General features: G+C 42.2%; 11 protein-coding genes and 4 tRNA genes. 5 read left to right on the forward strand and 10 right to left on the reverse strand.

Features of this window, described 5'->3' with window-relative positions; translation table 11 throughout:
• Positions 1–477 precede the first annotated feature (477 nt).
• The 8 genes from Q0890_RS04255 to Q0890_RS04290 form a co-directional block, all read right to left on the reverse strand.
• A tRNA-Thr gene (locus Q0890_RS04255) sits at positions 478–552 on the reverse strand.
• A gap of 106 nt (positions 553–658) precedes the next feature.
• A tRNA-Gly gene (locus Q0890_RS04260) sits at positions 659–732 on the reverse strand.
• Between the two features lie 113 nt (positions 733–845).
• A tRNA-Tyr gene (locus Q0890_RS04265) sits at positions 846–929 on the reverse strand.
• A gap of 66 nt (positions 930–995) precedes the next feature.
• Positions 996–1,071 (reverse strand) — tRNA-Thr (locus tag Q0890_RS04270).
• 256 nt (positions 1,072–1,327) lie between these two features.
• Positions 1,328–2,824 (reverse strand): anthranilate synthase component I family protein, encoded by a 1,497-nt coding sequence (locus tag Q0890_RS04275; protein ID WP_299218028.1) that lies wholly within the window; start codon positions 2,822–2,824, stop codon positions 1,328–1,330.
• A gap of 265 nt (positions 2,825–3,089) precedes the next feature.
• On the reverse strand, positions 3,090–4,091 hold the full coding sequence (locus tag Q0890_RS04280; RefSeq protein ID WP_299218030.1) for an FHA domain-containing protein: 1,002 nt from the start codon (positions 4,089–4,091) through the stop codon (positions 3,090–3,092).
• An 83-nt stretch (positions 4,092–4,174) separates the two neighbouring features.
• Positions 4,175–5,029, reverse strand: a complete 855-nt coding sequence (locus tag Q0890_RS04285; protein ID WP_299218032.1) for an RsiV family protein — start codon at positions 5,027–5,029, stop codon at positions 4,175–4,177.
• 202 nt (positions 5,030–5,231) lie between these two features.
• Positions 5,232–6,854: a peptide chain release factor 3 gene (locus Q0890_RS04290; protein ID WP_299218033.1), complete on the reverse strand. Its 1,623-nt coding sequence runs from the start codon at positions 6,852–6,854 to the stop codon at positions 5,232–5,234.
• Between the two features lie 318 nt (positions 6,855–7,172).
• On the opposite strand from Q0890_RS04290, the gene Q0890_RS04295 reads away from it, so the two are divergent.
• On the forward strand, positions 7,173–8,525 hold the full coding sequence (locus Q0890_RS04295; protein WP_299218035.1) for a rhodanese-like domain-containing protein: 1,353 nt from the start codon (positions 7,173–7,175) through the stop codon (positions 8,523–8,525).
• A 52-nt stretch (positions 8,526–8,577) separates the two neighbouring features.
• Here the strand turns inward: Q0890_RS04295 and Q0890_RS04300 are convergent, their stop codons facing one another.
• Positions 8,578–9,498, reverse strand: a complete 921-nt coding sequence (locus tag Q0890_RS04300) for a hypothetical protein (protein ID WP_299218037.1) — start codon at positions 9,496–9,498, stop codon at positions 8,578–8,580.
• A gap of 299 nt (positions 9,499–9,797) precedes the next feature.
• On the opposite strand from Q0890_RS04300, the gene Q0890_RS04305 reads away from it, so the two are divergent.
• Both Q0890_RS04305 and polA read left to right on the forward strand, forming a co-directional pair.
• Complete coding sequence (locus Q0890_RS04305; RefSeq protein ID WP_299218039.1) at positions 9,798–10,214, forward strand: Ohr family peroxiredoxin; 417 nt, start codon at positions 9,798–9,800, stop codon at positions 10,212–10,214.
• 197 nt (positions 10,215–10,411) lie between these two features.
• The gene (gene polA, locus Q0890_RS04310) at positions 10,412–13,366 is read left to right on the forward strand and encodes a DNA polymerase I (protein ID WP_299218040.1); all 2,955 of its coding nucleotides are present in this window, start codon (positions 10,412–10,414) and stop codon (positions 13,364–13,366) included.
• Between the two features lie 141 nt (positions 13,367–13,507).
• On the opposite strand, the gene Q0890_RS04315 is transcribed toward polA, so the two are convergent.
• Complete coding sequence (locus tag Q0890_RS04315; RefSeq protein WP_299218041.1) at positions 13,508–13,960, reverse strand: hypothetical protein; 453 nt, start codon at positions 13,958–13,960, stop codon at positions 13,508–13,510.
• A gap of 224 nt (positions 13,961–14,184) precedes the next feature.
• Here Q0890_RS04315 and Q0890_RS04320 point away from each other — a divergent pair, with 224 nt between their 5' ends.
• Positions 14,185–14,622: a MarR family transcriptional regulator gene (locus Q0890_RS04320; protein ID WP_299218043.1), complete on the forward strand. Its 438-nt coding sequence runs from the start codon at positions 14,185–14,187 to the stop codon at positions 14,620–14,622.
• Between the two features lie 285 nt (positions 14,623–14,907).
• Positions 14,908–15,438, forward strand: coding sequence for a hypothetical protein (locus Q0890_RS04325; RefSeq protein WP_299218044.1), 531 nt, complete (start codon positions 14,908–14,910; stop codon positions 15,436–15,438).
• The last annotated feature ends 99 nt before the right edge of the window (positions 15,439–15,537 follow it).

Raw genomic sequence — 15,537 nt, forward strand, 5'->3', positions numbered from 1 at the left:
TGTCCGATGGTGCCGACGTTGACGTGGGGCTTGTTGCGTTCAAACTTGGCCTTTGCCATGGGTAGTTCCTCTTTATTGATGAATCTTTATGCTTAAAAAATAATAAACAGCAAGATCGGTAAATAGCTATTTGACGGTTTATGACAGAGTTAAAACCATCAAACCGTTGACGCTAGGATAAATCTAACAAACTTTTACTATCAGTATAGAGATACGATTCGAACACTATACTAACATTTTCAGTCTATTCAGTACATGTGATCAGTTTATGTTGAATAACTGATGTACTCACAATGTTATTATCAATGTACTGACAGCACTAAAAGGCAACACCTCAGTGTCACCTTTAAATCTTAATCCGCCACACTAACTTTAGAATTTTCGACAGTCTATTAATTTTCAACATTCTGTATGGTTGATATCGACGTAACATTATTTAAAAGTAGCGAAGCAAACACAAAAAGCATAATCAATAAATGGAGCTCATATCGAGAATTGAACTCGAGACCTCTCCCTTACCAAGGGAGTGCTCTACCGCTGAGCTATATGAGCATATCTTAGCCAGCCTATAAGCTGTACTAAAAAAAATATCACGATACAGTAATAATATACTGATTGTCGTGATGATTTATTGGTAATTTTTGCGTTGGTGTATATATGGAGCGGGTGGCGGGAATCGAACCCGCGTCATTAGCTTGGAAGGCTAAGGTGTTACCATTATACCACACCCGCAATGACTCTTATGCAAAGTGACTCTTATAGTATGAATACAAAACAGTATTATAAATATAAAGAGTAATTATGTATAACGAGTATGCTTGGCGTTATGACAAACTACAGAAATATGGTGGTGGGAGAAGGATTCGAACCTTCGAAGCTTTCGCGACAGATTTACAGTCTGTTGGGTTTGACCGCTCCCCAATCCCACCTTAGGTTGCTTTGAATAAACAGACTTTGATGTAAAGCAGATTTATAAAAAGCTACTTTGAAAGAGATGGTGCCGACTGCCGGGATCGAACTGGCGACCTACTGATTACAAGTCAGTTGCTCTACCAACTGAGCTAAGTCGGCTTGTTCTCTCAAAGTGGTGGCTATTCTATCAAATATTTTGACAGACGCAAGCCCTTTTTTATTTTTTTTACACTTATTTTAATAAAAATTTTCAAGCACTTGATTGCATTGGATTTTTTTATAAAAATACTGGTTACGATTTATGCCGCACTTTCATTGTAGCCACAACACATCTCGTCTTTTTTCATTAAGCTAAGTATCAATCAAATAGCATGGGTTTAATAATACCAGACAGCTGGTCTTTAACCAAGTCGTACTAATGAATACGTAACCCATCACAAGCCATCTTTACCGCCTTGACCAATGCCAGTGCTTTTTTATTAGTTTCGTCCCACTCTGCTTCTGGCACTGAATCAGCAACTACCCCTGCCCCTGCTTGAATATGTATCTTACCGCGGCGCATCACCGCCGTACGTATAGCAATCGCAGTATCCATGTTGCCATGCCAACCCAGATAACCCACTGAGCCGCCAAACACAGTTCGACGTACTGGTTCGACCTCGTCAATCACTTGCATGGCACGAATTTTAGGTGCGCCTGATAGTGTACCTGCTGGAAAAGTCGCACAGAATACATCCAGCGCGTCTTTGTCAGCTAGTATTCTACCTTCGACGTTAGAGGCAATGTGCATCACTTGCGAATAGCGCTCTACAAACATCTTTTCGGTAACTTTGACACTGCCATACTCGCAGACACGGCCGATATCATTACGACCAAGATCAATTAGCATCAAGTGCTCAGCGATTTCTTTTTTATCAGCCAGTAGCTCTATTTCAAGTGCTAGATCTTCTGCTTCATCTTGACCGCGTTTACGTGTGCCTGCCAGTGGACGCACTGTCACTGTCCCATCTTCGATACGTGATAGAATCTCAGGAGAGGCGCCAATAATGTCAAAACGCTTGTGGTCATCAAGCGTATAGCCATGTACTAAAAACAAATAAGGTGACGGATTTAAAAATCTTAGCGCTCGATACACCGCCAGCGAGTCTCCTTTATAGTCCGCAGTTAAACGCTGAGCGGGAACGACCTGCATAACGTCCCCTTCTAATATATAGTTTTTTATCTTATTGACATCATTGCAATACTTCTCTTGTCCAGTTTGCGATTCAAATTTTGGTGTGGGCATGATGGGCGTACTCAAGTCTGGCATCTCAGCCAGCTTATCTTCGATTTTCTCAAGCTCTCGAATCGCTGCACCATAGCCATCCTTATCATTACAATCTGCATAAACAATGATGGACAAAGTGTTTTCTAAATTATCAAAGACGATGACACTCATCGAGAGCATTAACCACATATCAGGTAGCGACATAGGGTTTGGCGCATCAGACAACCCAACGCTTGGTTCAATAACGCGTATCATGTCATAGCCGAAGTAGCCCACCAGCCCGCCACTAAAGCTTGGTAGTGCTTCGATCTCATTTGGTGTGGGCATTTTATACTGCGCCATAAGCTTTCTAATATAGTCAAATGGATCATCGACTGCGTCACTAACAATCTGATCGTCTCTTTTGATGGTCATATAACCGTCTGTGTACTGTAAGATTAAATCGCTACCCAAACCAATCATAGAATAACGCGCCCAACGCTCACCGCCTACAACTGACTCAAACAAATAAGCTGAACCGCTTAAATCACGTACTCTAGAAAACACCGAAACTGGTGTTTGAGCATCCATTAAGCGCTTTTTGACAAGGGGGGCATGACTATAACCTTGTGTTTTAAATGCGTTATATTCTTCAAAAGTCATCATAGTAAAAAGTCTCTTAACACCAAATAGGCAAAAGATAAAAATAGCGGTAGCAAAAAGACAGTACATGCTCGTCGTTGAAATAAATAGAGCATAAACCTGTCAAGAAATGAGGATGGACCAAATTTAGCTGCAGTATAGCCAGCCAGTATAACAAAACTGGCCAGCGTTAGTATTATTTAGCACTACTGTACTGTTCGACTCGTCTCTTTAGTTATAAGGCGCCTTCCATAACTGATTGGTGCCAACTAGCAAACTATATAAGCGATTAAACGCCGCCCATGTTAAATAACCATAGAGCAATTCCGATGATAATAATGACGATAAATACCCATATAAACCAACTACCGCTTGGTTTTTTCTCTGGATGCCCTGTATTAGCAGGATTGTTGACAGCTTGATCCATTGCATTATTGCCTTCAGTTCCCAGATCGCGACCCTGACCTAGATTGGCAGTACCAGAAAACTGCGCTGAGGCGGCTTGTTTGGCGCGTAGTACATCTGGATCTGACTCTTCTTGTAAAGTAGTTTTAGTCGTCTTATCATGCTCTGGAGCATCATCTGGCTCTTGATGCGCAGTTGGCTGTTTTGTTATTGGCTCATTAACTGTTGGCTCATGGTTTAGCGTCTCTTTAGACTTATCATTAGACATCATTGGCTCCTTAGCTGCGGCCGCACTCGGTGCTGAAATAGATTGAGAAGTAGTTTCTGTTGCTGTATTAGTTGGTGTTTCTGCGGATTCACTAGTGGTAGATGAGAGTACTTCTGTGACTATAGTATCTTTGACCACTGGCTCCTCATTGACAGCTGTCTCATCTACTGCGCTTTCAGTCAATACGTCATCTTTGTCTGTCGCCGTGCTTTGCTTGGTCACAGGCTCAGCTGGCGCGGCTGCTACTGGAGTGACCGGATCAGTATCTACCTGCGGGGCAGCAACCTTAAAAACAAAACTTGCAAAACCAACCGTATCGTTTGTATTAAGATGAGTAGACTTATTGCCCTCAATGCGCTCATCGTTGATAAATGTCCCGTTTGATGAGTCCAAATCTTTAATATACAAATCTCCATTTAAGACACTAAGCAACGCATGATTGCGTGATACTGCCTTACTACCAAGTACGACATCATTGTCGTTACCGCGTCCGATGGACAAACTGTCATCAACCGTCAGTGTTAAATCACCCAATGCTTCAGTCATTGCGTTAAGCTGCCAAGTCGTTGTCTCTTCTTTAGTCTTTAGCAGGTTGTTGTCATCTAAGTTGTTCGTCATCTTGCGACTCCTTATTATAAATTTTTGAAAATATGACCAAATACCATCTTTGGTCATACCAGAAGTTGTTGTTTGTCTTTATTTTACTGTGGCATGAAATAGGGCTTAATACTGGTGTTTAGCTTATCATACGGGATACTTAGCACTGGCATACCGTAGGCATAAGGACCGATAGAGTAATGCTGGTAACGAATATCGATGCCTTTATCCGTTAAAGTTATGTTGTCACTGAACACGAAAGGCCAGCTTTGCTCATAATCATGAGTATCGCTGGCAACTGTACCGACCCACTGCTTATAAGCATCGTACGCCAATGCCTCAAAATCTGACTTTTTGCCCTTTTGCAACATGTCTACCAGCTGCACCTGTTGCTTCGTTGTGGAATCAAATACGAGATATTCGCTGTACGGCATTCCATGGGCACCGCCTGTAAATACATAGGAATGTATCTCAAATAACTCGAAGTTATCTACATGTCCTATATATTTAGGCTCTATCATTAAACGATAAGTAAAAACGCTATCTGCAGGCAAATCAGCAAATTGTGAGGCTGCAAAGTCATCAATAGCTGCTCTAACATCGGCTTGACTACTTTTATTGTTGATAGATGCCGACTCAGACATTTTACTGTTCACAATTAGATCGTTAATACGTCCATTAACAACCCCGTTTAGCCAGTCGTGATTGGTTTTAAGATATTTGATGTCAATTTTTGGACAGTTTCCACGTTTAATACAGCGTTCTTGTAAGTGTTTTGGTAGATTACAATCAAGATAGTCTGTTGCACTGATCAAAGTAGTCGCATTGGTAGATAAACTAAAAGCACTCAATAAGATGGCAACGCCAAAAGTAGCGATCGGCTTTATACCTTTGATTTTATTTATATTTTTATTAAATTGTGAATGCTTTATCACATGATAATAAGTAGCTATTGACATATATCCTCTTTAATTAATAGACGACATTTATAGGTATTCTACCGTAATCAACATCTATTATTGTAGGAACACTGTTTTAGCGATCAGTTTTTAATAACATGGCCTAATACTTTCAATAAATCATACAAACAAAAAAGACACGGCCAGCGTGTCTTTTAAAATGAATTATGGAACTAAATAATACCTTCTAGCATCATTGATTTTAGTGCTCGCGAGTATTGCTAAAAGTCACTTCTGGATAGCGATCTTGCATCAGTTGCAAGTTAACACGCGATGGTGCCAAATATGTTAAGTAGCCACCGCCATCTATCGACAACTGATCATGCGCTTTTTTCTTAAATTTTGCCAGCGCCACTTCATCGTCACAGTGAATCCAGCGTACTGTGGCGATGGAGACGGGTTCAAAAGTACACTGCACTTTATATTCTTCTTTTAGTCGATGCGCGACCACTTCAAACTGGAGCACACCCACTGCGCCTAAGATTAAATCGTTATTAATCTGCGGCATAAAGACCTGAGTAGCTCCTTCCTCACTAAGCTGCTGTAAACCCTTTTGCAGTGCTTTAGATTTTAATGGGTCTTTTAGTACCACACGGCGAAACAGTTCGGGCGCAAAATGTGGAATACCGGTAAAGTTTAACTCCTCGCCTTCGGTAAAGCTGTCGCCGATAGAGATCGTACCGTGATTGTGTAAGCCAATAATATCACCTGGATAGGCTTCTTCTAATGCTTCACGGTCACCTGCAAGAAAAGTCAGGGCATCAGCAATCCGCACGTCTTTGCCCAGACGCACATGCTTCATTTTCATACCTTTCTCGTACTTGCCTGAGCAAACCCGTAAGAACGCAATGCGGTCACGGTGACGCGGATCCATATTGGCCTGAATTTTAAAGACAAAGCCGCTGAATTCAGTTTCAGTCGCTGCCACTTCGCGCTCATGAGTCGGATGCGCTTTGGGCGATGGGGCATATTTGACTAAAGTATCCAGTACCATATTGACCCCAAAGTTGCCTAGCGCTGTACCGAACAGGACTGGTGTCATCTCGCCTGTCAAAAACTCCTCAACACTGAAGTCCTCTAGCGCCATTTGTACCAGCTCAAGTGACTCTTCAAAAGCATTAAACATCAGCTCACCCAAGCGCTCGCGTATATCGGGATAGTCATAACCGTCCCGCGTTTCAGCGACGCTCATATCACCTCCATGACCTTTTTCATAAAGATAGGTTTTGTTTTCGGTTAAGTGATATACCCCAACGAAATCTTGACCCATACCAATAGGCCACGTCACAGGCACGCATTTGATTTTTAGTACACTCTCAATTTCACTAAGCAGCTCAAGCGGTTCGCGAATCTGACGATCCAGCTTATTGACGAACGAGATGATTGGCGTATCACGCATCCGGCAAACTTCCATCAGTTTGATAGTACGCTCCTCCACCCCTTTTGCACCATCGACCATCATCAGCGCACTATCAACGGCGGTCAAAGTACGATAAGTATCTTCACTAAAATCAGCGTGACCGGGGGTATCTAGTAGATTGACCATGTGATCTTTATAAGGGAACTGCATGACTGAGGTCGTAATAGAGATGCCGCGCTCTTGCTCCATACTCATCCAATCAGAGGTTGCATGACGATCGGTTTTGCGGCCTTTGACTTCACCGACCACTTGGATCGCTTGACCCCATAACAGTAGCTTTTCGGTCATAGTAGTCTTACCCGCATCAGGATGCGAAATAATGGCAAAGGTGCGGCGTTTGGCGACTTCGCGAGCAAGCTTGGCAGGAGGTAACTTAGTGGCTGAAGGTTTAGAATCTGCGCTCATAATGAATAACTTATCGTTAAATTTTGGAAAGGAAAAACAGAAGGTAATACAGATGGAGGTGAAAATTTAATGCGCTTATTGTAGCCGATTTATGGTTTGGATGCTATTTTTGCTTAAGGTACTGATACGCTGAAACAATACACCTACTTATAATATATAACTTGATACTGTGTCGATAATATTTATTTGCTACTCTTTTAAAAAGACAGAATTTAATATAGATGTTATATCCAGATATTGAATACAATTATTAAACACAGCTATTGAATACAGTTACTTTAATGATATGTAGCCACCAATATTTATAAGGGAATCATTATGCTACTTGAGAAAATAAAGACGCCTGGACTCGCTCATTTGTCTTATCTGGTGGGCTCAAATGGAGAAGCAGCAGTCATTGACCCACGCCGCGACTGTGACATTTATGTCGAAAAAGCACGTGCTGCTGGGCTGAAAATTACCCATATCTTTGAGACACACCGTAATGAAGACTTGGTTTCTGGTGCACCAATTTTAGCAGAATTGACTGGTGCGAAAGTATTGCATGGGCCAAACCCTGAAAAACCTATCGCTTATGCGCAAACAACTCATGAGAATGACTGCTTTGCCATCGGTCAGCTTGAGATTCGCGTCTTAGAGACACCTGGTCACACTGATGATCATATTAGCTTTGTATTATTTGATAGCGCCTATCCAAAAAAGGCTGTCGGGGTTTTTACTGGTGATGCGCTATTCGTGGGCGATGTTGGGCGTACGGACTTTTATCCCAATCGCCGTAAGGAAGTGGCAGGTCTGCTCTATGACTCATTACAAAAAATCTTAGCGCTTGGTGATCAAGCCCTTATTTATCCTGCTCATGGGGCTGGGTCAGTGTGCGGCTCAGGTATGGCTGCGCGTGAGTTTTCAAGTGTCGGCCATGAAAGACTGAATAATCCGCGCTTGCAGATTGAAAGTCGTGACGAATTTATCGATGTCAAAATCAACGAAAATCACTATCAACCCCCTTATTTTCGCTTGATGGAACGGCTTAATATGGAGGGTGGTGACGCCGCGCCGCGTGTAATGCGTCCGCGTCATCTGTCGCTTGATGAGCTTAAAACCTGTGACGCGGATCATCTCATCGATATTCGAGAGCCGATGGCTTATGCTGCCGGTCATCTGCCTGGTGCTATGAGCCTGCCGGTGGGGATGATCTCCGCTTTTGCTGGTTGGTTTATCTCTGATGGCGAAAGCATAGCACTGATTGCCGCCAATGAAGAGCAGCTTGCTACCGCCATGGAGCATTTGGTACGCATCGCTCTTGATAATATCGTCGGTGGCTATGTCGGTGTGGTGCCTGCTGCCGCACAAGGTCAAAAGATACAATCAACACCTATGATCGATACCGTTGAGGTTAAAGAAAGGCTCAACGCTAATAAAGACGACTGGACCCTGCTTGACGTCCGCGATGCTGATGAAAGAGCTTCTGCTGCCATTGAAGGATCTGAACATATCTATGTCGGTCATCTCAATGAGGAATGGCGTAAACTTGATAAAAACCAGCACTATACGTTGATGTGCGGTAGTGGCGCACGGGCGACAGTCGCAGCAGGATGGCTTGCAAGCCAAGGCTTTGATAATCTCGATATCTATCTTGGTTCAATGAGTGCATGGCAGGCTGCACATAACTGATGTCATCGTCGATAGTACATAATCAACGTTTGTGCAAATGCCAAAACAGCTATTAATAGTAGCGTCTGATTTGGTCTTCTAAGAAGTCAGCTGCTATCTCATTCACTAAAGTGCAATCAACCACCCCGCGTCTGCTGTTTTCGTTGGGGCGCGGTGCATTACTGTCAATGTAATCGGCTTCATAGATACGGTCGTCATAATCAACAGCTCTGAATATATATTCTGGTTCATTGTCAAAGGCAAAATACCTGATCTGCGCAGTTTTTAATTGACTATTGATACCGGTATTTGAGCGAGTGGTACTGAAATTTCGATTATCGCTAAAACGATTTTCAGTCATATCGACCCAATCATCAAGATCGTCGTAACGGGTTCTGTCCTTATCATTGAAAACAAAAAACGAGCGGTCACTGGTCGTCACAGGGATATAACAGACAGAACCTGTTGGAAACTCTATATTTGGCGGAATGTTTGGATAATTATTCAAATCAGTGAGAATCCCTCGGCTACTAGTCAGACTACTGCCAAGACTATAACTACCAGCGCTGACTCCAGACAAATCTAGTGTTCTATAGCTCGTTTCGTAATTAAATTTATTACTACTATTTGTCTCATAAACTGGCTGTCTGACGTTTCGCCCATTGACTTCGATATAGCGATCTTCAAGTGTGCCCTCAAAATTGTCTGATAGCACAATTGATCGTTCTAAATCATTGATGTTTTGCGCATTAAAGCTTCCTATAATGTTGGTTACATCAATATCACGCTCACCATCGCTATATTCGGTATCAATACGAGCCACAGCTTCCCTTCCAGTCTGGCGATCAATACCTTTATCAAAACTTGCCAGCGTCAACTCATTGTTATTGCCTGAGCCAAAAATGCCATTGTCTTCCTCGTCACACCCAACAAGCCCAATCGCTAATAAAGAAATAGCAAGCGGTGCAAGAAGTTGTTTATGCGCTTTTTTCATCGCCAGATATCCTTATTTGTCGGTAATGGAGCGTTATTAAATACTATTTCACCAAATGTATAGTGAGTGGCTATCGCCTAATTTCTTCTCATTTGACGGCTACTATTAGCTTACACTAATCGTTAAGCTACCTCCACATGTGGTCAGTATTTCATTTACTAAACCAAAAGACTTGCTTACAAATTCATAGTATAGGGTTACCACTGCTATATAGAGCCGCACCAAAGATTTGCTATGCTAAATGAGTTGTATGGCTAATACGATGCATTTACTATAAAAACCAAGGAAAAAGGACAATTATGAAAACTCTATATTCTACCAAAGCAACTGTTACTGGCGGCCGTATGGGTACAGCCAAACTCAGCGATAGTGATCTTGAGATAAACATGGCACCTCCTGGCGGTAACAAGGAAGGTAATAATCCTGAACAACTATTAGCGATGGGCTATGCTGCCTGTTTCGATAGCGCTTTAGGAGTGGTTAAGAAAATGGAAGAAGCCAGTTTCGCTTCAACGACTGAAACCTCAGTAGACTTACTACAAGGCGACAACCATGACTATAAACTAGCAGTTAAAATTCATGTTATCGCTGATAGTACTGACTTATCAGCTGATGAGGTTCAAAAGCTAGTACAAAAAGCCAACGAAGTTTGTCCTTATTCAAAGGCTACCAAAGGTAATATCGACATCGAAGTGACGTCTGAAGTAAAAAGCTAATACATATGATGAATTGATAAACATATCTATTATAGCAAAGCCCAGCAAGTCTGGGCTTTGTTGTCTCTACAATTTAGATTTAAATAATGCTTATGGTCATATACATTTTAACTTTTAAGCCATTCGGCACGCGCTGATTTTATCGTTATAATGGTTCATATTTTTTGATTTTATCCAATAGCTGATAAGTGACCTCTATGACCGATAATGACCACAATTCGCACTCACCTATTAATCCTAATACGCTACCAAATTTTGACAATATGCCCAATGTGGCGACCATGGATACCAGTCATGTAGATAAAGACCAGCCGCCATTTATCTTAGTAGATGGCTCGTACTATCTGTTTCGTACCTACCATGCACTGCCAAAGACCATGCAAAACTCGCAAGGCCTGATAACCAATGCCATACGCGGCACACTAAACGCTTTGCTGAAACTTATGCGACGCTATCATCCAACGCATATGGCCGTTTGTTTTGATACCAAATCTCCGACCTTTCGCCATGCTATGTCTGCTGAATACAAGGCGGCGCGCCCGCCCATTGATATTGAGTTGGTTGAGCAAATTCCTTATATTCATCATCTGGTAGCGGCGCTTGGGATTCCTTTATTGCGTATAGAAGGCGCAGAAGCCGATGATATTATCGGCACCCTTGCCTATCGCGCGGTTGAGCAAGGCCATCACGTGGTCATCTCGACTGGTGACAAGGATATGATGCAGCTGATCAATGATTGTGTGATATTGGAAGATAGCTTTACAGGCAAAATCACTGATAGTGCAGGCGTGATAGAGAAGTTCGGGATTGAGCCTCATCAGATGATTGACTTTTTGACCTTGATGGGCGACTCATCAGACGGCATCAAAGGCGTGCCAGGTATCGGTAAAAAAACCGCCAAAGACTTGCTTAATAAATACGGCAATATCGATACAATGCTCAAAAACGTTGCTGAAATTAAAGGCCGCGCTGGTAAAAATTTGGTCGAATATGCCGATGATATTCCGTTCAATGCAAAGCTTGCGACCATTGTGACCGACTTGGCCATCGGACAAGATTGGACAGACCTTATAATAAATACTGACCCCTGCGCCCATATCGATGAGCTGCGCAAGCTGTATAGTGAGCTTGAATTTAAAAATGAGTTGGCCTCTCTTGATCACCCAAACCATCCTGCCAATGGTAGCGCAAGCATCGCTGACAGTCAGGCCGATGCTGAGTCGCAAGCGCAAGTCGCAAAATCACTGCAATCAAGCACAATTGAAAACATTAAAGACAGTAAAAGCCATGACAAAGCCTGGCATACCATTCTCGACATGCCCGCTTTTGAGAGCCTACTTGAGCAGCTTACAAACGCAGCGCATTTCGTTATCGATACCGAGACGACTAGTATTTATTGGCGACAAGCCGAAATTGTCGGCTTATCTTTTGCCATGCAGGCCCATGAGGCTTATTATGTCCCGCTCACGCATCGCTTAGAAGGTGATGAGCTGATCGAAAAGCAACTTGATCGCGATACGGTGCTGTCGCGACTTAAACCCATTTTAGAAAATCCAAACATTGGCAAGATTGGTCAACATCTAAAATACGACGCGCATATCCTGAGTCATTATGATATTGATCTGGTCGGTGCGTTACATGAGTCACCCAATAATTGGGCGATGGATACTATGCTCGCAAGCTACGTTATCAATGCTGCGGTTACTCGTCATGGTATGGATGATCTTGCACGTCACTATTTGCAAACACAAACCATCAGTTATGAAGATGTCGCTGGCAAAGGCGCTAAGCAAGTTAGCTTTGATCAAGTGGCCATTGATATTGCCAGCGATTATGCTTGTGAAGATGCCGACATTACTTATCAGCTCTTTGATCTATTTCATAAGCAACTTGCTGAGGATGACAACAACGCCAAACTACTGTACGAGCTAGAGATTCCAACAGCCCAAATACTCTGTCAAATGGAAGCAAACGGTATTTTGATTAAGCGTTCATTCTTGAATGAGCTATCAAAACGTTTTGATGAAGAAATTATCGCTCTAGAAAAACGCGCTTATGAAATTGCTGGCGAAGAATTTAACTTAGGCTCACCAAAGCAGCTCGGTGAGATGCTATTTGATAAGCTTGGCGTCCCTGGTGGTAAAAAAACCAAGTCAGGACAGTACTCTACTGGTGAAGCTATATTATCGAAGATTGATCACCCATTAGTAGAAATCGTACTAGAATATCGCGGCTTATCTAAGCTTAAAAGCACCTATACCGATGCACTTGATGCCGTAGCCGATAACGAGACTGATCGTGTGCATACTAGCTACCATCAGGCATTGACCAGTACCGGACGTCTATCATCAACTGATCCTAATTTACAAAACATACCAATTCGTACGGTGACAGGTCGCTTGATTCGCCAAGCTTTTATTGCCCCAAAAGGACGCGTTATTTTGGCAGCGGATTACTCACAGGTTGAGCTGCGCCTCATGGCACACTTCTCAGAAGACGCCAACTTAACCCACGCTTTTAAAGAAGGGCTGGATATTCACGCTGCGACTGCTGCGGAGGTGCTTGGCAAAGATGTCGCTGATGTCACTGCCACTGAGCGCCGCAATGCCAAAGCCATTAACTTTGGTCTACTCTATGGTATGAGCGCCTTTGGGCTGGCAAAACAACTCCAAATGAGCCGCGGTGAGGCACAAGATTATATCGATATGTACTTTGATCGCTATCCGGGGGTTAAGCAATATATGGTTGATACACGTGCCAGTGCTGTCAATCGTGGTTATGTCGAGACTATACTGGGTCGTAAACTTTATACGCCTGATATCAATCATAGCAACCGCATGGTCAAACAAGGCGCCGAACGTGCTGCGATTAACGCGCCACTCCAAGGCTCAGCTGCTGATTTGATTAAACTCGCTATGATTGCTGTCGATAAAGTACTGCCTAAAGAGCAGGCAAAAATGTTACTACAAGTCCACGATGAACTGGTGTTTGAAGTAGATAGCGATAAGGTAGAAGAGATTAGCCAACTCATTACTGATGCCATGCAAGATGTCTTGACGACCACTGCGGTTGAAAAGGGTTGGCATGTAGACTTTGCTGTGCCGTTATTAGTTGAGACTGATAGTGGTCAGAATTGGGATGAGGCGCATTAGAGTTTAATGTTGGTAGAGGATCAGTTGGTTTGTTCAGTGCTCGTAGAAAAAGCTGAACAAACCACTCCATTTACTCTACTCGTTGATACATTTAAATTTAGAACGTATATTCTAAAGGCCACTTCACTAACATAGACAGACTTACACCGCTCTTTTTCTTCTACGAATACCAAGCCCGTCACGGATATTAAGCCCCATAAGCGTCAAGTTTGCGGCTCCTACTATCAGCTCGATGCCCTGTACGATATAAAACGTGCTACCAAAGCGGCCCAAGCTTGCCAAATAGCTTAAATAAAATGCCGACGGTAATAGTATAATCAGTCCATTTATAACAATAAATGGCATGCGTTTTTTCTTAGCCAATACATTGGGATGTTTCACTTTGACGCTAAGCTTGCTACCCGACACGCCTGCAATTATCATGGTTGGAATAAAAAAGATGAAAGCGTAGAGAATGCTTTGCTTCACCATAGCAATGGTTTCATAAGACATAAATAGCTCACTGATAAGCGTACTTAACCAAAAGCTTAGAATAAAGAAAAACCCTAAAAAACCAGTGGTAGCATGAATTTTGACTAAATATCGACGATCCATTGTTATTCTCCAGCAGTGTTTTTAGTAGCATGGCGTTAGCGACAAACTATTTACCAAATAGCGTTAACAACACTTTAAAAGCTCTAAACTTTTAGACGCAAACTCAATCTAATCGCTTCATAATTGAATATAAACATAGCATGCTATATAAATACATAGCAAGCTATGTTTATATCATATTAGAAAATATCTTGTTCAGAATATACTTATATAGAGAATAGATCATGACCTTCAAAACTGAATCTACAGGGTATCTTGCTAATCATCTTGCTAGGTTGTACGCCATTTTGCTCAATGAACAGATAAAACCGTTAGGTATTAGTACAGCTCACTTCCCCATTCTGCTTGAGCTGTGGCAACAAGATGGTATAACGCAAAATGATTTGGTACAGCTAGGTAATTTAGCGCAGGCGACAATTGCCAATACTCTCAATAGAATGGAACGCGATGGATTGATCACGCGTGTAGCGGATAAAAAAGATGCACGGGTTAAACACATCTTGCTGACGAAAAAAGCTAGGTCGCTTGAAACCAAAGCCATTAATTGTGCCAGACAGGTCAACCAACAGTCGCTGTCAGTCTTGACTGAGGAAGAACAAAAACAGTTTAATACGTTGATGCAACGGGTGATTATTAGACAGCGGGAACTGGTAGAAGAATAACACTTTGCGCGAGCGTACCAGCTTACATCAAAACTAACATCACTACCTGTAGATAAAGGCCATTATTTTTCTACTCTTTTAAGCATCAAGCTTTTGCTCTAGTGAAAGTCGATCTTTAATAAGATGAGTCCTAAAATGACTGGTGACCAGTTAGTTATATTTTGAAATGCTGTTTTTTATTAGCTGAACGTATAATATACTTCACCTACGTTTTTATAACTGATGGTCTAAAGTGAGCCCTTGGGTTCACTTTTTTATTTTTTGCAAAACCAGGAGCCCTTTATTTTGGCTACAGATGGCATCATCGAAATACCCGGTCTTATACTTATTATTGTCTGCTTGCTACGCTCTGCCCAGTATGTAGTACAAAGTCAGAGCAAGCAAAGTCGTTATTTTTGGCTCGCATCAGTGCTCGTATTTTTTGCTGTGCTTCGCCGAGAGCTAAACTACTTACCAGAACTGCTTATTTCAAGCGACTTTTCGCTGCTTGGTCATTCTTATGACTGGTGGGAAGATGGTGTGCTGACCGTTGTCTATCTTGTCATCGTTGGGTTGCTCGTTTATTCATGGCGTTATCTCAAAGCCGTCTTAAAAGATGTCGATGTAGCATTATATGTCTTCGTAGTCATACTGGCGATAATACAGTATATGGGCGAGAATGCGATTGTTTTCCCTTATGCCGTTGGCGGTATCATTGAAGAGTTAGCAGAAACTGCTATTTATGGTATTGCTTTGTTTTATGTGTGGAAATTTAAGTTAGCCGATTTTGAAACTCAGACAGCAGAAAACCTAGATTTAAAAACCGCAAGACAATAGCAAGTAGAGTTGACCGTGGTATCTACCTTAGCGATTAACTTTGGTTATTAATTTGCTATACTCAATATAAGCTCGAGGGACAATAGCAGTGTTTATAAC

Source organism: uncultured Psychrobacter sp. (assembly GCF_947488565.1).
GTDB classification, from domain to species: domain Bacteria; phylum Pseudomonadota; class Gammaproteobacteria; order Pseudomonadales; family Moraxellaceae; genus Psychrobacter; species Psychrobacter saeujeotis.